The organism is Cobetia sp. 3AK, assembly GCF_029846335.1.
GTDB classification, from domain to species: Bacteria; Pseudomonadota; Gammaproteobacteria; order Pseudomonadales; family Halomonadaceae; genus Cobetia; species Cobetia marina.
Genome location: NZ_JARWKR010000048.1, coordinates 1 through 228 on the forward strand (window position 1 = coordinate 1; position 228 = coordinate 228).

The 228-nt window shown below is 63.2% G+C and carries 1 protein-coding gene; it reads right to left on the bottom strand.

From position 1 onward, the window contains the following. On the bottom strand, positions 1–228 hold a 228-nt coding region (locus QD228_RS17095; protein WP_279876144.1), incomplete at both ends, for an Ig-like domain-containing protein.

A 228-nucleotide genomic window follows, 5' to 3' on the forward strand; every position in this document is an offset into this window, starting at 1 on the left:
TCACGTTGCCGATCTCGTCGGCATTCAGGAAGCCATCGCCACCATCGCCGAAGGCAATGCTGTTGTCGCCTTCCGCCGGCGGGGTGGTGTCGGTATTGCTATCAACCGTGACGGGGTTGGACGGCGCACTGGTGTTGCCGGCCGGATCGGTCGCGGTGGCGGTCAGTTCGGTGCCGTCTTCCGGCATCGGATCGAGATCGACCGAGAAGGTGCCATCCTCTTCGACTT